This is a genomic window from Embleya sp. NBC_00888 (assembly GCF_045207655.1).
Lineage (GTDB): Bacteria > Actinomycetota > Actinomycetes > Streptomycetales > Streptomycetaceae > Embleya.
The window spans coordinates 984,154-1,004,393 of record NZ_CP108784.1 but is presented as its reverse complement, the minus strand read 5'-3'; the positions used below and the strand labels follow the sequence as shown (position 1 = coordinate 1,004,393).

Here is a 20,240-nt window from a genome sequence, read left to right as displayed (position 1 = left end):
TGGACGATGAACGCCGGCGACACCGAGCAGAGACTCCGCGACTACCTCAAGCGCGTGGCCGAGGAACTCCGCCAGACCAGGCGGCGTCTGGCCGCCGTCGAGGCGCGCGCCCGGGAGCCGATCGCCGTCGTGGCGATGTCCTGCCGCTATGCCGGCGGGGTCCGCTCACCCGAGGACCTGTGGCGGCTGGTCGCGGCCGGTGCCGACGTCGTCTCCGACTTCCCGACCGACCGGGGGTGGGACGTCGAGGGGCTCTACGACGCGAACCCGAACGCGAGCGGCACGAGCTACGTCCGCCAGGGCGGCTTCCTGGACGACGCGGGCGACTTCGACGCGGAGTTCTTCGGCATCTCGCCGCGCGAGGCGCTGGCGATGGACCCGCAGCAGCGGTTGTTGCTGGAGACGTCGTGGGAGGCGTTCGAGCGGGCCGGGATCGACCCGATCGCGCTGAAGGGCAGTGCCACCGGGGTCTTCGTCGGGGCCTCCGCGCTCCGCTACATCGAGAATCCGAGCGATGTGCCACAGGCCGTCGAGGGCTATGTGCTGACCGGGAACGTCGCCAGTGTGCTGTCCGGTCGCCTCTCCTACACGTACGGGTTCGAGGGCCCGGCGGTGACCGTGGACACGGCCTGTTCGTCCTCGCTGGTCGCGCTGCACCTGGCCGCGCAGGCCCTACGGCAGGACGAGTGTTCCTTCGCGCTGGCCGCGGGTGTGACGGTGTTGTCGGACCCGTCCCTGTTCGTCGAGTTCAGCCGGCAGCGCGGCCTCGCGCCGGACGGCCGCTGCAAGGCGTTCGCCGCCGCCGCCGACGGCACCGGCTGGTCCGAGGGTGTGGGCGTGTTGCTGCTGGAGCGGTTGACCGACGCGCGGCGCAACGGTCACCAGGTGCTCGCCGTAGTGCGCGGCAGCGCGGTCAACCAGGACGGCGGCAGCAGCGGGCTGACCGCCCCCAGCGGCCCCGCGCAGCAGCGGGTGATCCGGCAGGCGCTGGAGAACGCCCGCTTGACGGCGGATCAGGTGGACGCGGTGGAGGCGCACGGCACCGGCACCGTGCTCGGCGATCCGATCGAGGCGCGGGCGCTCCTGGCCACCTACGGGCGCGATCGGGACCCGGCACAGCCCCTGTGGCTGGGCGCGCTCAAGTCCAACCTGGGCCACTCGGTCGCCGCCGCGGGGGTGGCGGGGGTGATCAAGATGGTCATGGCGATGCGGCACGGCATGTTGCCCAGGACGCTGCACGTGGACGCGCCGACGCCGCATGTGGACTGGTCGGCGGGTGCGGTGGAGTTGTTGACCCGGGCGCGTGCGTGGCCGGAGACCGGCCGGCCGCGGCGCGCCGCGGTGTCCTCGTTCGGGATCAGCGGGACCAACGCGCACGTTGTCATCGAACAGGCCGCAGCGGCCGAAGGGATACCCGGAACCGAAGACCACGGCGGGACGTCGGCGGCGATGCCCGAACCCGTGCCCGCCCACGACCGCATCCCCTGGCTCGTCTCCGCCCGCTCCGAAGCGGGACTGCGTGCCCAGGCCCGACGCCTGCTGGACCATGTCGAGGCGCGTCCCGAGCTCGACCCACTCGACCTCGCCTACTCGCTCGCCGCGACTCGCTCGGCCCTCGACGTCCGCGCCGCCGTCCTCGGCGCGGACCGCACGGAACTCACCGCCGGACTTGCCTCCTTGGCCGACGGCGTTCCCGGATCCGGCGCGGCGACGGTGACGGGGACGGCCCGCACGGATGCCCGGCTGGCCTTGCTCTTCAGCGGGCAGGGGAGTCAGCGGGTCGGGATGGGGCGTGAACTGTACGGGGCGTTCCCGGTGTTCGCGGCGAGTTTCGATGCGGTGGTGGGGGAGTTGGATCGGCGGCTTGCCGAGCGTGTCGGGTTTTCGGTGCGGGATGTGGTGTTCGGGGTGGAGGGTACCGAGGGGTTGTTGGACGAGACGGTGTTCACGCAGGCGGGGTTGTTCGCGGTGGAGGTGGCGCTGTTTCGGTTGGTGGAGTCGTTCGGTGTGCGGCCGGAGTTCGTGTTGGGGCATTCGATCGGTGAGCTTGCGGCGGCGTGTGTGGCGGGTGTGTGGTCGCTCGCGGATGCGGCGGTGGTGGTGGCTGCGCGGGGTCGGTTGATGCAGGCGTTGCCGGCGGGTGGGGCGATGGTCGCGGTGCGGGCGGGTGAGGCCGAGGTGCGGGCTGCCCTGGTCGGCCGGGGCGGCGGGGTCGGTGTGGCCGCGGTCAACGGGCCGAGTTCCGTGGTGGTTTCGGGGGACGAGGCCGCCGTGTTGGCGGTCGCCGCGTTCTTCGCGGAGCGCGGGTGTCGGACCAGGCGGCTTCGGGTGGGCCACGCCTTTCACTCGGCGCGGATGGAACCGATGCTCGCGGAGTTTCGGACGGTGCTCGCGGGCGTCTCGTACGCGGCTCCACAGATCCCGGTGGTTTCCAATGTCACCGGTCGGATCGCCGACGTCGCCGAACTGACCGACCCCGACTACTGGGTGCGCCAGGTACGCGAACCGGTCCGCTTCGCCGACGGGATCGACACGCTCACCGCCGAGGGCACCACCGCGTTCGCGGAGATCGGCCCGGACGCGGTGGGCGTCGTGATGACCCGGGAGAACACCGATCCGCGGACCGGACCGACCATCGTGCCGTTCCTGCGCCGGGATCACCCCGACAGCCGGGTCGTGGGCACCGCGCTGGCCACCCTGCACACCGCGGGAATTCGTGTCGACTGGGCCGGTGTCCTGGCCGAGCGCGGCGGTAGGCGCGTGGAGTTGCCGACCTTCGCGTTTCAGCGGCGGCGCTACTGGATCGGCGCCGAACACCCCGCCGCCGTGCGGACCGATGCCGCCGCGCGCGGACCCGTCGGCGTCGACCCCCGGGCGAGCGGGCGGTACACGGTCCGGTGGCGACCGGTCGCCGAAAAGCCCGGTGCCGGGCTGTCCGGCACCTGGCTGGTGATCTCGTCCGAGGCGGACGGCACCGCGTTCGGCGCGGCGGGTGGGCGCGCGCTCGAAGAGCTCGGCGCGCACGTCGAACTCCTGGTCGTCGAACCCGGCGCGGCGAACCGCGTGTCGCTGACCGAACGGCTGCGGGCGTACCCCGACCTCACCGGCGTCGTCTCGCTTCTGGGGCGGGACGCGGCGCCCGACCGCGACGTCCCGGGGCTGAGCTCGGGCCTGTCCGGCACGCTTGCTCTCGTCCAGGCACTGTGCGACCTCGGACTCGACGGCCGGGTGCGGTTGTGGAGTCTGACCCAGGGCGCGGTGAGCACCGGCCCGTCGGATCCGCTGCGGCACGTCGAACAAGCCCAGGTCTGGGGGCTGGGACGTACCGTCGCGCTGGAGCACCCCTCGCTGTGGGGCGGCCTGATCGACCTGCCGGACGCGCCCGACGAGCCGGCCTGGTCCCGGGCCGCCGCGATGATCGCCGACGGCGCCGAGGACCAGATCGCCGTGCGCTCCGCCGGTGTGCGGGTGCGGCGGCTGTCCGCCGCGGGAGCGACGGGCGGCTTTGCCGACTGGCGGCCGACCGGCCGGATCCTGATCACCGGAGGCACCGGCGGTCTCGGTGCCCGGGTGGCCCGGTGGGTCGCGGAACGCGGCGCGGACGACGTGGTGTTGGTCAGCAGGCGGGGTGCGGACACCCCCGGCGTGGATCGACTCGTCGCCGACCTCACCGACCTCGGCGCGCGCACGACCGTCGCGTCCTGCGACCTCGCGGACCGGGCCGCACTGGCCCGCCTCGTCGCCGAACTGGAAGCCGATGGCGACCCGATCGGAGCCGTCGTGCACGCCGCGGGCGTCGCCGGCGACCGCGCGGTCCTGGACACCGACCCGCGAAGCTGCGCGGACGTCCTCGCGGGCAAGGCGGTCGGCGCCGCGAATCTCGACGCGGTGCTGGGCGAGCGCCGGTTGCACGCCTTCGTGTTGTTCTCCTCGGTCGCCGGGGTGTGGGGCAGCGGTGGGCAGGCCGCCTACGCCGCGGCGAACGCGGCCCTGGACGCGCTGGCCGAGCAGCGCCACGCGCGCGGACTGGTCGCGACCTCGATCGCGTGGGGGCCCTGGGCCGGCGGCGGCATGGTCGGCGCGGACGACCAGGAACGGCTGTCTCGTCGCGGCCTGCGCCTGCTCGCCCCGGACGCGGGCCTGGCCGCGCTCGCCCGCGCGGTCGGCGGCCCCGAGCCGGTGGTGGCCGTCGCGGACCTGGACCGGCAGCGGTTCACGGCCACCTTCACCGCGCTGCGGCCCGGACCGCTGCTGCGCGAACTCGTGCCGGCCGGCGGCGACCCGGCGGGCGCCGGCGCGCGCACGGGCGGGACGGACGGCGAACTCGGCCGTCTGCTCGTCGCGGCACCGCCCGCCGACCGGCCCGCGCTCGCGCTCGACGCGATCCGCGCCCAGGTCGCGCAGGTGCTCGGCCACGCGTCGCCGCGGGCGGTCGACGCCGACCGGGCTTTCCGCGACCTCGGCTTCGACTCGCTCACCACCGTCGAACTGCGCGACCGGCTCAGCACCCTGATCGGTTTCCCGCTGGCCGTAGCCGCCTTCTTCGACCACCCGTCGTCGGCCGCGCTGGCCGGCCATCTGTGCGACGAACTGCGGGGAGAGGAGAGGCCGATCGCTCCGCCGGTCCCGGTCGGCGGGCGGGCGGCGTCGGACGAGCCGATCGCGATCGTCGGCATGGCCTGCCGCTTCCCCGGCGGCGTCGCCTCGCCCGAGGACCTGTGGCGGCTGGTCGCCGCCGGCGACGACGCCATCGGACCGTTCCCGAACGACCGGGGCTGGGACCTGGACGCCCTCTACCACCCGGACCCGGACCACCCCGGAACGTCGTATACCCGGCACGGCGGCTTCCTGCCCACCGCCGCCGAGTTCGACCCCGGGTTCTTCGGGATCTCGCCGCGCGAGGCGCTCGCCATGGACCCGCAGCAGCGGCTGCTCCTGGAGACGTCGTGGGAGGCGTTCGAACGAGCCGGGCTCGACCCGGCGATGCTCCGGGGCACCCCCACCGGGGTGTTCGTCGGCGGCTCGCCCTCCGGCTACGGGGCCGGCGGGCGAGGCGCGGAGGGCGCGGAGGGCTATGCGCTCACCGGTGGCGCGGGCAGTGTGTTGTCCGGACGACTGGCCTACACCTTCGGGCTGGAGGGCCCGGCGGTGACCGTGGACACCGCGTGCTCGTCCTCGCTGGTGGCGCTGCACCTCGCCGTCCAGGCCCTGCGGCGCGGCGAATGCGCGACGGCCCTGGCCGGGGGCGTCGCCGTGATGGCCGTCCCGGCGGGCTTCGTCGGATTCAGTCGCCAACGCGGGCTGGCCGGGGACGGCCGTTGCAAGTCGTTCGCCGCGGCGGCCGACGGCACCGGCTGGTCCGAGGGCGCGGGCGTACTGCTGCTCGAACGGCTCTCCGACGCCCGTCGGAGCGGCCACCGGGTGTGGGCGCTCGTGCGCGGCAGCGCCGTCAACCAGGACGGCGCCGGCAACGGGCTGACCGCGCCGAACGGCCTGGCGCAGCAGCGGGTGATCCGACTCGCCCTGGCCGACGCCGAGTTGACGTGCGATCAGGTGGACGCGGTGGAGGCACACGGCACCGGCACCACGCTGGGCGACCCGATCGAGGCGCGGGCGCTGCTCGCCACCTACGGCCGGGAACGGCCCGCCGACCGGCCGCTGTGGCTCGGCTCGGTGAAATCCAACCTCGGGCACGCGGCGGCGGCGGCCGGCATGGCGGGCCTGATCAAGACGGTCATGGCGATGCGGCACGGTCTGCTGCCCAAGACCCTGCACGTCGACGCGCCGTCCCCGCACGTCGACTGGTCGACCGGCGCGGTCGAACTGCTCACCGAGAGCGTGCCCTGGCCGGACGGCGACCGGCCGCGCCGGGCCGGCGTCTCCGGGTTCGGGATCAGCGGGACGAACGCGCATGTGATCGTGGAGCAGGCGCCGCCCGAGCCGGCCGGCGCGGTGCGGCCCGGGGGTGACGACCCCGCGGGCGAGGACTTCGAGGGCGACGGAGCCGTAGCCGACGATCTCGCCGTCCCACTGCCGTACCCGTTGTCCGCCCGCACCGAGCACGACCTGCGCGCGGTCGCCGACCGGCTCCGCACCCATCTCGCGCGTCACCCCGAACTCGCCCCGGCCGACCTGGCGTTCTCGCTGGCCACCACCCGCACCCGGCTTGCCCACCGCGCGGTCGTGGTGGCCCGGGACCGGGACGGCCTCCGGCACGCGCTGGACGGCCTCGCGGTGGGCGAGGCGCGGTCGGGCGTCGTCGAGGGAAGCGGCCCCGCGCGCGCCCGCGTCGTCTTCGTCTTCCCCGGCCAGGGCTCGCAGTGGGCCGGCATGGCCGCCGAACTGATGTACGAGGCACCGCTGTTCGCCGAGCACATCGAGCGTTGTGCGGCGGCGCTGGCCCGGTACGTGGACTGGTCGCTCACCGATGTGCTGCGCGACCCGAAGGGCGCCGGCCTGGAACGGGTGGACGTCGTGCAGCCCGCGCTGTGGGCGGTGATGGTCTCCCTCGCCGAACTCTGGCGCGCCTACGGTGTACGACCCGCCGCCGTCGTCGGCCACTCCCAGGGCGAGATCGCGGCGGCCTGCGTCGCCGGCGCGCTGACCCTCGAGGACGGCGCGCGGATCGTCGCGCTGCGCGGCAGGGCGCTGCGCGACCTGTCCGACCGGGGCCTGATGGCGTCCGTCGCCATGTCGGAGGCCGAGGCCGTCGAGCGCGTCGCGCGGTCCGGCGGCCGGCTGTCCCTCGCGGCGGTCAACAGTCCCGGTCAGGTCGTCGTATCCGGCGACCCCGCGGCGATCCGGGCGCTGGTCGAGGAGGCCGAACGCGGGCGGATCCTGCCGGTGGACTACGCCTCGCACTCCGCGCACGTCGAGGAGATCCGTGATCGGCTCCGCGCCGACCTGGTCGGGATCGAACCCGTGACCGGCCGGGTGCCGTTCCACTCCACGGTGACGGGCGGGCCGTTGGACACCGCGGAGCTGAACCCCGACTACTGGTACGCCAACCTGCGGCACACCGTGCGGTTCGAACAGACGGTCCGGGGCCTGCCGGCGCAGGGCTACGACACGTTCATCGACATGGGTCCGCACCCCACCCTGGTCACCGTGATCCAGGAAACGGCGGCGGCCGTCGGCGCCGAGGTCGCGGCGATCGGCAGCCTGCGCCGGGACCAGGGCGGCCTCGAACGGTTCCTGCTCTCGGTCGGCGAGGCGGCCGTCCTCGGCGTCGTGCCCGACTGGGGCGCCGCTCTCGCCGGTCGGCGCACCGGGCCCGTCGACCTGCCGACCTATCCCTTCCACCGGCGGCGCTACTGGCTCGACGCGGCCGACGGCACGGCCGGTGCGAACGGCGTCCCGGCCGCCGACCCGGTCGAAACCCGATTCTGGAACCTGGTCGACGAGGAGGAACCGCAAGCCCTCGCCGACCTGGTCGACGCCCCCGACGAGCAGCCGTGGCACGCGGTGTTGCCCGCCCTGCGCGCGTGGCGCCGCCGCGCCCGCGAGCAGCGCGCGGCGGACGGTTGGCGCTACCGCGCCGTCTGGCGGCCCGCCGACGACCTGCCCGCCGGCCTCCCCGTGCCCACCGCGTGGGTGGCCGTCCTGCCGGCCCCGGACGACACGAGTGACGCACTGCTCGCGGCACTGGCCGACCGGGGCGCGACCGTTGCCACCCTCACCGTCGAACCCGCCCGCGCCACCCGCGTCGAACTGGCCCGCAACCTCGAGACGGTGCTGCCCGAGGGCCCCGGGCCGATCGGGATCCTGTCCTTCCTCGGCCGCACCACCGGCGCGCCCATCTCGGCGGCCCCGGCCGGCCTCACCGGCACGCTGCTCCTGGCCCAGGCCGCCGCCGACGTCGGCGCCGACACCCGCCTGTGGTGCCTCACCCGAGGTGCCGTCGAGATCGACGGCGAACAGGCGCCCCCGGACCCGGAACAGGCCCGGATCTGGGGCCTGGGCCGGGTCGCGGCCCTCGAACTGCCGGACCGCTGGGGCGGCTTGATCGACCTGCCGGAGCACCTGGACGCGGACGGCGTCGAGCGGGTGTGCCGGGCACTGGGCAACGCGGCCCACGAGGACCAACTCGCCATCCGGCCGGCCGGCGTCTTCGTCCGCCGGATGGCGCACGCCCCGCCGGCCGACACCGAAGCCGTACGGGATTGGTGGCCGTTCGGCACTGTGCTGATCACCGGCGGCACCGGCCCCCTGGAGATCCGGCTCGCCCGTTGGTTGTCCGAACGCGGCGCCGAACACGTCGTCCTGGCCGGTCGGATCGATCCCGACGCCGCCGACCGCCTGCAAGCGGTACTGGCCCCGGGCACGGGGTTCACCACCGCCCAGTGCGACATGAGCGACCGGCGGGAGGTGGCCGGCGTGCTGCGCGGGCTCACCGAGGCGGGCCGACCGATCACCGACCTGCTGCACACCGCCGGCGCCCCGAACCTGGCCGCCCTGCGCGACATCGACCCCGTGACCATCGCCAAGGCACTGGCCGACAAGGTGGACAGCGCGCACATCCTGCACGAACTCCTCGACCCGGACCGGCTGCGCACCGTCGTGTACTTCTCGTCGGTCGGCGCCTTCTGGGGCAGCGCCGAACACGGCGCCCACGCCGCCGCCGACGCACACCTCGACGCCCTCGCCCGGCAACACCGCGCACAGGGCCGGCACGCCCTGTCCGTGGCCTGGTCGGTCTGGGACCCGACGGCCGAGGCGGGCGCGGCCGACGATCCCGAAACGGCCCGCGCGCTGCGCCGGTTGGGCCTCGGCGGCCTGCGCCCGCTCGACCCCGATGTCGCCCTGGCCGCACTGCAGCGGGCCCTCGACCACGACGACACCTGCGTGACCGTGGCCGACATCGACTGGCCGGTCTTCACCGGCGCCTTCACCGCCCGGCGGCCCAGCCCACTGATCGACACCGTCCCCGAGGCCCGCACCGCGCTCGTCGCACACGCGGAGCAGGCCCGCGCCGTCGCCGACACGGCAGACGAACTCCGCTTGGAGTTGGCCGAGTTATCCCCCGCCGACCGCTCGCACCGGCTGCTCGACCTGGTCCGCGCGCAGGCCGCCTCGGCTCTCGGCCACGACTCGGTCGAGGAGATCCGGGCCGAACGCGCCTTCAGTGAACTCGGCTTCGAATCCATCACCGCCGTCGACCTGCGCAACCGGCTGAACCGGCGCACCGGCTTCGACCTGCCGACCACCCTCGTCTTCGACCACCCGACCCCGCGCGCCCTGGTCGACCTGCTGGTCGCCGAACTCCTGGCGGACCAACCCGTGGGCGCCGCCGTGATCCACGCCGAACTCGACCGCCTCTCCGCCGATTTGGCCGCGGCCACGGTCGGCGACACGGACCGGGCCGGCATTACCCGGCGGCTCCGGGCGCTGCTCGCCGACTGGAACGACACGGCCGGCCCGACCACCGGCGGAGCGCCGCCCGCCGGCGCGTCGAGCATCGCCGCGGAACTCGAAGCCGCCTCCGACGACGAGATGTTGGCGTTCATCAACACCCGGCTGGGCCGCGGCTCCCCGGCCGGAGGAACCCCGTGACCCGCCCCGACTCCACGAACACCGCGACCGCAGTACCGGAGGACCGCCGTGGCCGATGAAGAGACCCTCCGCGAGTACCTGAAGTGGGCCACGGCCGAACTGCACGACGCACAGCGGCGGATCGAGGCGTTCGAGGCGGCAGCCACGTCCACCGAACCCGTGGCGATCGTCGGCATGGCCTGCCGCCTCCCCGGCGGTATCGCCTCGCCACGGGACCTGTGGGACCTGCTCGACCGCGGCGGGGACGCGATCGGCCCGCTGCCCCGGGACCGCGGCTGGGACCTGGACCGGCTCTACCACCCCGACCCGGAACACCCCGGCACCAGCTACGCCGCGTCCGGCGGCTTCATCCGGGACGTCGCGGGCTTCGACGCCGACTTCTTCGGGATCTCCCCGCGCGAGGCACTCGCCATGGACCCGCAACAGCGGCTGCTGCTGGAGACCTCGTGGGAGGCCTTCGAGCACGCCGGCATCCGTCCGGCCGGCGTGCGCGGCAGCCGAGCCGGCGTGTTCATGGGCACCAACAGCGTGGACTACGGCTGGGGGACCGGTCCGGTGCCCGACGAGTACATCGGACATCTGACCACCGGCACGGCCGCCGCCGTACTCTCCGGCCGCCTGTCCTACCTGTACGGGCTCGAAGGCCCCGCGGTGACCGTGGACACCGCGTGCTCGTCCTCGCTGGTGGCCCTGCACCTGGCCGTGCGGGCGCTGCGCGAGGACGAGTGCTCGCTGGCCCTGGTCGGCGGCGTCACGGTGTTGTCGTCCCCCCTCCAGTTCCTCGGCTTCAGTGCCCAGCACGGGCTGGCCGAGGACGGCCGCTGCAAGGCGTTCGCGGAGGGCGCCGACGGCATGGGCCTCGCCGACGGCGTGGGCGTGCTCGTGGTCGAGCGGCTGGCCGACGCCCGGCGGGCCGGCCACCGGGTGCTCGCGGTGGTACGCGGCAGCGCGGTCAACCAGGACGGCGCCGGCAACGGCCTGACCGCGCCCAACGGCCCCGCCCAGCAGCGGGTCATCCGCCTCGCCCTGGCCGATGCCGGCCTGTCGGCCGCCGACATCGACGCGGTCGAGGCGCACGGCACCGGCACCCGGCTCGGCGATCCGATCGAGGCCCAGGCCCTGCTCGCGACGTATGGTCGGGGCCGCCCCGTGGACCGCCCGCTCTGGCTGGGTTCGGTGAAGTCGAACATCGGCCACACCGGCGCGGCGGCCGGCGTCGCGGGCCTGATCAAGGCCGTCCTGGCGATCCGGGCCAAAACCCTGCCGAAGACCCTGCACGCCGAGGAGCGCTCGACCCGGATCGACTGGTCGGCGGGCGCGGTGGAGTTGCTGACCCGGGCGCGGGACTGGCCCGAGGTCGATCGTCCGCGGCGGGCGGCCGTCTCGTCGTTCGGGATCAGCGGTACGAACGCGCACGTGATCATCGAACAGACGGTCGACACGGAACCGGCGGGGAGGGCACGGCCGCTCGCGCCCGGGACGCTGCCCTTCGTGGTGTCGGGCAAGTCGGAGGCGGCGCTGCGGGCGCAGGCGGGTCGACTGGCCGAATTCGTGGCGCGGCACCGGGAGTCGGACCCGGCGGCGGTGGCGTCGGCGCTGGTCGCGTCACGGTCGGCCTTCGAGCATCGGGGAGTCGTATCGGCCTCGGGGCCGGCGGAGTTGACGGCGGCACTGACAGCGCTGGCCGCGGGAGAGCCGGCACCGGGCGTGGTGTCCGGCGTGGCGCGGTCCTCGGGTCGGACCGTACTGGTGTTTCCCGGGCAGGGGTCGCAGTGGGCGGGGATGGCCGCGGGTCTGCTGGATTCGTCGCCGGTCTTCGCGGAGCGGATCGCGGAGTGCGAGGCGGCGCTCGCGCCTTTTGTGGATTGGTCGTTGACGTCGATCCTGCGGTCCGGAGCCGGAGTTGGATCCGAGGCGGAATCGGAGCCGGAATCGGAGCCGGAGCCGGAGTCGGGGGAGTGGCTGGGGCGGGTCGATGTGGTGCAGCCGGTGTTGTGGGCGGTGATGGTTTCGCTGGCCGGGTTGTGGGCTTCGTTCGGGGTGGAGCCGGCTGCGGTGGTGGGGCATTCGCAGGGGGAGATCGCCGCCGCGTGTGTGGCCGGGGCGTTGTCGTTGGCGGATGGCGCGAGGGTCGTGGCGTTGCGGAGCCGGGCCATTGCGGAGACGGCCGGTTCCGGGGGTATGGCGTCGGTGTCGTTGTCGCCTGCCGGAGTGCGGGAGTTGCTGGTCCCGTTCGAGGGTCGCGTGTCGGTGGCTGCGGTGAACGGGCCGGCGTCGGTGACGGTGTCCGGTGATGCGGTCGCGTTGCACGAGTTGCTCGTGGAGTGCGCGGCGCGGGACGTGTGGGCGCGTCGGGTGCCGGTGGACTACGCGTCGCACTCGGCGTGGGTGGAGTCGATCCGGGAGCGGTTGCTGACGGAGTTGGCCGACGTCGAACCGGTGGCGTCCTCGGTGCCGTTCTATTCGACGGTCACGGCGGAGCGGGTGGAGACCACCGCGTTGGACGCGAACTACTGGTACGGCAACCTGCGTCGCACGGTGCGCTTCGAGGAGACGGTTCGACTCCTGCTGTCCCGGGGGTTCGACGCCTTCGTCGAGGTGAGCGCCCACCCGGTGCTGACGACGCCGATCGAGAGCACGGTCGAAGCCGCCGAGGCCGAAGCGGTGGTGCTCGGCACGCTGCGCCGGGGCGCGGGCGGACTCGACCACTTCACCGCCGCATTGGCGGAGGCGTACGTCAACGGGCTCGCCGTGGACTGGTCGCCGCTCGTGGGCGACCACCCCACCGGGGACGTCGAGTTGCCGACCTACGCCTTCCGGCATCGGCGGTACTGGCTGCGTGACGTTTCGATCGGCGGAGTCGAGGACGCGGCCGGACTCGGGCTCACCGGCGAGGGCCACCCACTGCTGGGCGCATCGGTGACCCTGGCCGACGGGCAGGGATTCCTGCTCACCGGGCGGGTGTCGTTGTCCTCGCACGCCTGGTTGGGGGACCACGCGGTCGCCGGGACGGTGCTGCTGCCCGGTGCGGCGTTCGTCGAACTGGCCATCCGTGCCGGGGACTCCGTGGGCTGCGGCCTCCTGGAGGAAATGACCCTGGAAGCGCCGCTGGTACTGCCCGAGCAAGGCGGCATCCGGATCCAGGTCATGGTCGCCGCACCGGGCGCCGACGGCGGCCGGGCGGTCTCGGTGTTCTCGCGCATCGACGACGACGCGGACCGGGAGTGGATCAGGCACGCCGGCGGTCTGCTCGTGCCCGACCCCGTCACACCCGTCGCGCGGAGCGACGCCGACTTCGATGCCGACACCGACTTCGCCGCGACCGCGTGGCCGCCCGTCGGTGCGCGGCCGATCGAACTGGACCGCTTCTACCCGGACCTGGCCGAGGTCGGCTACGCCTACGGCCCCTCCTTCCAGGGGCTGCGCGCGGCCTGGCGGGTCCGCGACGACGTGTACGCCGAGGTGGCCCTGCCCGCCGAACAACGCGAAGACGCCGGCCGCTTCGGACTGCATCCGGCGCTCCTGGACGCCGCGGTGCAGGCGGCCGCGCTGACCGGCATCGGCGACGCCGGCACCGCGATCCGTCTGCCGTTCGTCTGGAGCGGCGTACGACTGTCGGCCTCGGGCGCGTCGACGCTGCGGGTGCGCCTGTCCGTGGGCGAGGACGACTCCGTGACCGTCGAGACCACCGACGGCACCGGCCGGCCGGTGTTCTCCGCACGGAGCCTCACTCTCCGACCGGTCGCCGCCGAGCGAATCGCCGACCTGGGCGACGAGAGCGCCGACTGCCTCTTCCACCTGGACTGGATCCCGGTCCCGGTCCCGGCCGTCGCACGGCCGGGCGACGACGACGTGACCCTGCTCGACTGTGCCCCCTCAAAGACCCCCCTCGGCGACCGGCTCGCGGATGCGGTGGTGGCGGCGACGGCCGACGTACTCGGGCGGATTCAGCGGTGGCTCGCCGCCGAGGGGGAGGCGCGGTCGCGGCTGGTCGTGCTGACGCACGGCGCGGTGGCGGCCGGCCCGGGGGACACGGTGACGGACCTCTTACACGCTCCGGTCTGGGGGCTGGTCAGGGCGGCACAGAACGAGCACCCCGGCCGGTTCGTCCTGGTGGACACGGACGACACTCCGGAGTCCGCGGATCTGTTGGACACCGCCGCGCGCGGCGAGGAGCCGCAACTCGCGCTGCGGCACGGCGACATGCTCGTCCCCCGGTTGGCCCGCGTCGCCGGCGCGACCGACGCGCCGGCCCCGCCGTCCGGTGCCTGGCGGTTGCATACGCCCGGGACCGGCACGTTGCGGGACCTGGCGTTGGTTGAGGTGTCGGAGGTGTCGGAGCCGTTGGGGTCGGGGGAGTTGCGTGTCGGGGTGCGGGCGGCGGGGCTGAATTTTCGTGATGTGTTGATTGCGTTGGGTGTGTATCCGGGTGCGGCGTCGATGGGTGGTGAGGGTTCGGGGGTGGTGGCCGGGGTCGGTTCGGGTGTGTCGGGTTTCTCGGTCGGGGATCGGGTGTTCGGGTTGTTTCCGGCGTTCGCTCCGACCGCCGTGGCCGATGTACGGACCGTGGTGAAGGTGCCCGACGCGTGGTCGTGGGAGCAGGCGGCGTCGGTGCCGGTGGCGTTCCTGACGGCGTACCACGGCCTGGTGTCGGTGGGTCGGCTGGGCATGGGCGACTCGGTGTTGATCCATGCCGGGGCCGGTGGGGTGGGGATGGCGGCGGTGCGGATCGCCCGGCATCTGGGCGCCGAGGTGTTCGCGACGGCGAGTCGCGGCAAGTGGGACACGCTGCGGTCGATGGGGTTGGACGACGCGCACATCGGCGATTCACGGACCCTCGACTTCGCGGAGCGTTTTCGCGCCGGGACGGACGGCCGTGGTGTGGATGTGGTGTTGAACTCCCTGGCAGGCGAGTTCGTGGATGCCTCGTTGCAACTGCTCGCCGACGGTGGTCGGTTCGTGGAGATGGGCAAGACGGACGTCCGGGACGGGGAGGTGGTGGAGTCCGCGTTCCCGGGGGTTGCCTATCGGGCGTTCGATCTGGTCGAGGCGGTGGGCGCGGAGGGGATCGCGGAGTTGTTCGCGGTGTTGATGCCGTTGTTCGGGTCGGGTGTGTTGGTGCCGGTTCCGGTGCGGTCGTTCGATGTGCGGCGGGCGCCGGAGGCGTTCCGGTTGATGTCGCGGGCGCGGCATACGGGCAAGTTGGTGTTGCGGATGCCGGTGCCGCTCGATCGGGACGGGACGGTGTTGATCACCGGTGGTACGGGCACGTTGGGTGCGTTGGTCGCGCGTCATCTTGTCGTCGAACACGGGTTGCGAAGCCTGGTGTTGGTCGGTCGCCGTGGCATGGCCGCGGCGGGCGCCGCGGAGTTGGTGGCCGAGCTTTCCGCTCTGGGGGCTCGGGTGGTGGTCGAGGCGTGTGACGCGGGCGATCGGGAGGCCCTTGCCGAAGTCCTGGCGCGGATCCCGGAGACGGCGCCTTTGACCGGGGTGGTGCACGCCACCGGAGTCCTGGCCGACGGCCTGGTCGAGTCGATGACGCCCGGGCAACTGGCAAGGGTGCTGCGAGCCAAGGTCGACGGCGCGATCAACCTGCACGAGCTGACCGCCGGTCACGACCTCGCCGCCTTCGTGCTCTTCTCCTCGATCGCCGGAGTCCTGGGCAGTGCGGCACAGGCCAACTACGCCGCCGCCAACACCTTTGTGGACGCGCTCGCCGCCCGCAGGCAGGCCGCCGGCCTTCCCGGCACGTCGCTGGCCTGGGGGCTGTGGGAAGAGACCAGCGGCATGACCGGCGACCTGGGCCGAGACGACCTGGACCGGATGGCGCGCGGCGGCATCCTGCCCATGTCCACCCCGCTCGGACTGCGGCTCTTCGACGCCGGCCGATCCCGGCCGCAGGCACTGGTGGTGCCGCTGCGGGTGGACCCGGCCGCATTGCGCGCGTCGGCCGGGACGGGCGTGCTGCCGGGCGTGCTCGGCGGCCTGGTTCGTGGTCCGACCCGACGGGTCGCGGCGACCGACGACGCCGTGGGCGGGTCGTCCTGGCAGCGGCGTACGGCGACCCTCGCGCCCGCCGAGCGCTCCCGGGTGTTGTCGGAACTGGTCCGCGCGCACGTCGCCGCCGTGCTCGGCCACGGTGACGAGGCGGCGGTCGCCGACGATCGCGCGTTCAAGGACCTCGGCTTCGACTCGCTGACCGCGGTCGAACTGCGCAATCGGCTCGCCGCCGCCACCGGGCTGCGGCTGCCCGCCACCCTGGTCTTCGACCACCCGACCCCGGCCGCGTTGGCCCGGCGGCTCGGCGCCGAACTGCCCGGAGCGAAGCCGGAAGCGATCACCGCGGAGCCCACGGCGCCGGCCTCCGGTACGCACGATGCGATCGTGATCGTCGGCATGGCCTGCCGATTCCCCGGGGACGTGCGCTCCGCCGAGGACCTGTGGCGCCTGGTCGCGGCGGGTGGGGACGCGATCTCCGAGTTCCCCGCGAACCGCGGCTGGGACCTCGCGGGGCTGTTCCACCCGGACCCCGAGCACCCGGGTACCAGCTACACCCGATCCGGGGGCTTCCTGTACGACGCCGACCGCTTCGACGCCGAACTCTTCGGCATCGGCCGGCGCGAGGCGCTCGCGATGGACCCCCAGCAACGGCTGCTCCTGGAGACGTCCTGGGAAGCCCTCGAACACGCCGGTATCGCGCCGGACGCCCTGCGCGGCAGCCGGACCGGCGTGTACACCGGTCTGGCCGCGCAGGGGTACGCGGGCAGGCTCGACCGGGCCCCCGAGGAACTGGAGGGGTATCTGGGCACCGGGAACACGCCGAGCGTCGGCTCCGGCCGGGTCGCGTACACCTTCGGGTTCGAGGGGCCCGCGGTCTCCGTCGACACCGCCTGCTCGTCCTCGCTCGTCGCCCTGCACCTGGCGGTCCAGGCGCTGCGCGGCGGGGAGTGCACGACGGCCCTGGCCGGCGGTGTGACCGTGATGTCGGAACCGGGCCTGTTCGTCGAGTTCAGCCGCCTGCGCGGCCTCGCGCCGGACGGCCGCTGCAAGGCGTTCTCGTCGGCCGCCGACGGCTTCGGCCCGGCCGAGGGCGTCGGCGTCCTGGTGCTGGAGCGCCTATCGCACGCCCTCCGCGCCGGGCATCGCGTACTCGCCGTCATTCGCGGGTCCGCGGTGAACCAGGACGGCGCGAGCAACGGCCTGACCGCGCCCAACGGGCCGTCCCAGGAGCGCGTCATCCGGCAGGCGCTGGCCGCCGCGGGCCTGTCCCCGCGGGACGTGGACGCGGTCGAGGCGCACGGGACGGGGACCGCGCTCGGCGATCCGATCGAGGCCCAGGCCCTGATCGCGACCTACGGCCGGGACCGGCCGGCCCAACGTCCGGTCCACATCGGCTCGGTGAAATCGAACATCGGGCACACGCAGGCCGCCGCGGGCATCGCGGGCGTGATCAAGACGGTGATGGCGATGCGCGCGGGGGTATTGCCCGCCACCCTGCACGTCGACGAGCCGACCCGGCACGTCGACTGGTCGGACGGGACCGTGGAGTTGCTCACCGCGCCGCTCCCCTGGCCCGACTTCGGTCGGCCACGCCGTGCGGCCGTCTCGGCCTTCGGCGTCAGCGGTACGAACGCGCACGTGATCCTCGAACAGCCGCCCGCCCCGCCGGCGCGGACAAGCGCCCCCCGCCCCGCCGCCGACCCCGGCACCGTCCTGCCCTTCGTGCTGTCCGCGCACTCCGACCGGGCGCTGCGCGCACAGGCCGCCAGGCTCGCCGAGCACATCGAGGCGCTGCCCGAACGGGACACGACCGACCCCTGGTTGGTCGATCTCGCCTACTCGTCGGTCGTCTCCCGCGCCGGCCTCGCCCACCGGGCCGTGCTCACGGCAACCGACCGGAAGGGGTTGTCGGCGGCCCTTGCGGGGTTGGCGGCGGGCGGCTCTGGGGTCGACGCGGTGGTCGGCGTCGCCCACGCTGGAGCCCGTCCGGTGTTCGTCTTCCCCGGTCAGGGTTCCCAGTGGGCCACGATGGCCGACGGGCTGCTCACCGCGTCACCCGCGTTCGCCGCGCAGATCCGGGCGTGCGAGGAGGCGCTCGCGCCGTTCGTCGAGTGGTCGTTGACCGCGGTGCTGAGCTCTGCGTCGGACGGGTGGCTGGAGCAGGTCGACGTGGTGCAACCGGTGTTGTGGGCGGTGCTGGTCTCGCTGGCCGGACTGTGGCGTTCGTACGGCGTGCACCCCGCCGCGGTGGTGGGCCACTCCCAGGGCGAGATCGCCGCCGCGTGCGTCGCGGGCGCGCTCTCGCTGGCGGACGGCGCGAAGATCGTCGCGCTGCGCAGCAAGGCGATCCTCGATCTGTCCGGCAAGGGCGCGATGGCCTCGCTGGCCCTGTCCGCCGAGGAAGCGGCCGAGCTGACCGCGCCGTTCGGCGACCGGATCTCGCTCGCGGCGGTCAACGCCCCGCACTCGGTAACCCTGTCCGGCGACCCGGAGGCGCTGACCGAAGTGCTCGCGCGGGCCGAGGAACAAAACGTCTGGGCGCGGCGGGTCCCGGTCGACTACGCCTCGCACTCCCGGCAGGTCGAGCCGATTCGCGAAGCCCTGCTCGCGGCCCTTGCGGACATCGAACCACGCGCCGCGAGCGTGCCGTTCCACTCCGCGGTCACCGGCGGCCCACTGGAGGGCACCGCCCTGGACGCCGAGTACTGGTACGCCAACCTGCGGCGGACCGTGCGCTTCGACGAGGCCGTCCGGGTGCTGCTCGACCGAGGCCACGACACCTTCATCGAGACCAGCGCCCACCCGGTGCTGACCACCGCCGTCCTGGAGATCGTCGAGGCGGCCGGATCGCGGGCCGCGGTCCTGGACACCCTGCGGCGGGGCGAGGGCGGCCCCGACCGCTTCACCGGCGCCCTGGCCCGAGCGTACGCGCACGGCGTCGGGGTCGATTGGCGGGTCGCCTTCGCCGACAGCGAGCCGCGGTTGACGGACCTGCCCGGCTACGCCTTCCAGCGGGAGCGGTACTGGCTGCGGAGCGCGCCCGGCGCAGCGGCCGACGCACAGGGCCTGGGACTGATGCCCACCGGGCACCCGGTCCTGGGCGCGGCGGTGGACCTGGCCGACGCGGCCGGGGTCGTGCTCACCGGACGCGTCGGTCGGTCCACCCACCCGTGGCTCGCCGAGTACACCTCCCCGGACACCGCGCTGCTGCCCGGAGCCGCCTTCGTCGAACTCGCCCTGCACGCGGCCCGGACGACCGGCCTCGGCACGGTCGACGAACTGACCATCAGGGCGCCGCTGCCGCTGCCCGAGCACGCCGGCGTACGGCTCCAGGTGTCGGTGGGCCCCGCACGCCCCGACGGCCGCCACGTCGTGGCCGTGCACGCGCGCCCGGACGACCCGGCGACGGCCGGATACTGGACCCGCCACGCCGACGGCCTGCTCGCCCCCGCGATCGAGGAGGCTCAGGAGACGCCCGGTCCCGAGGACGACCTGATCGTGTGGCCCCCGGTCGGAGCGGTACCCGTGGCCGTGCCGGCCGCCGGCGACCCCGCGGACCCGGTCCACGGCGTGCTGCGCGGCGCATGGCGGTCGGGTGGGGCCCGGTACGCGGAAGTCGCGCTCCCCGCCGACCGGCGGCACGGCGCCGCCGGCTACGGACTGCACCCGGTGCTGCTGACGGCCGCGCTCCGAGCGGTCGGCGCGGCGGCGGGGGAGACCGGTGCGACGGAGCGAAGGGCCGAGGACGGAACGCCCGACCCGCGGCCCGGGGACGACGACGCGATCCGGATGCCGTTCGCCTGGTCCGGCGTCACGCTGCACGCACCCGGCGCGACCTCGTTGCGGATCCGGCTGGAGGCGGGAGGCGACACACCCGACACGCTCTCGCTGGTCGCGGCGACCACCACCGGCGCCGCCGCCTTCACGGTGCGCTCGCTCGCACTGCGCGCGGTCTCGCCGGAGCAGCTCCGCGTCGCGCTCGCCGAGGTCGAGCCCCCGGCCTCGGACGCCGGCCCGGCCGCCCGGCCGGGGCTCGGTGCGGCCCGGCCGGCCGACGATGTCGCGGCGGGAGGCGAGGATGAGCGCACCGCCGCGAGCGACGCCCTGCTGCGCCGACTCGCCGCGTTGGGCGAGGAGGACCGCCGGCGGGCGTTGCGCGATCTGGTGGCCGCCCAGGTCGCGGCCGTCCTGGGCCGGGCCGAAGCGGACGTGGCCGTGCACAAGCCGCTGCGCGACCTCGGCCTCGATTCGATGGCCGCGGTCGAGCTGCGCGGTCGGCTCGGTGCCGCGCTCGGTCTGCATCTGCCGGTGACCCTGGTGTTCAGCCATCCCACGACCGAGGCCCTGGCCGCCCACCTGGACAGCGAACTCGGGCCGCGGACGGCGACCGCGGTCGGTCCGGCGCCGATGGCGTTCGGCCGACTCGAGGAGGCCCTGTCCCGGCTGCCCGCCGACCCGGCGACGCGGGCGGCGGTCGCCCGGCGCCTGGAGACCCTGCTGTGGACCTGGCGGGACCCGTCGGGCGCCGGTGCGCCGGACGCCGCCCTGGGCGGAGAGGCACTGGCCGCCTCCTCCGCGGAGCAGATGTTCGACCTGCTCGACCGGGAGCTGGGCACCGACTGACCCCGACGTACGAGGACTCCATCCGGCCTTCCCCGGCTTCCCTCCGGCCACCTGGCGAAAGTGGG

Annotated in this window: 2 protein-coding genes; both read left to right on the top strand. The window is 74.3% G+C overall.

The genetic code is table 11. From position 1 onward, the window contains the following. Positions 1-6 precede the first annotated feature (6 nt). Positions 7-9,552, top strand: coding sequence for a type I polyketide synthase (locus OG948_RS03810; protein WP_406293823.1), 9,546 nt, complete (start codon positions 7-9; stop codon positions 9,550-9,552). Between the two features lie 48 nt (positions 9,553-9,600). Then, the gene (locus OG948_RS03805; protein WP_406293822.1) at positions 9,601-20,175 is read left to right on the top strand and encodes an SDR family NAD(P)-dependent oxidoreductase; all 10,575 of its coding nucleotides are present in this window, start codon (positions 9,601-9,603) and stop codon (positions 20,173-20,175) included. Positions 20,176-20,240 lie beyond the last annotated feature (65 nt).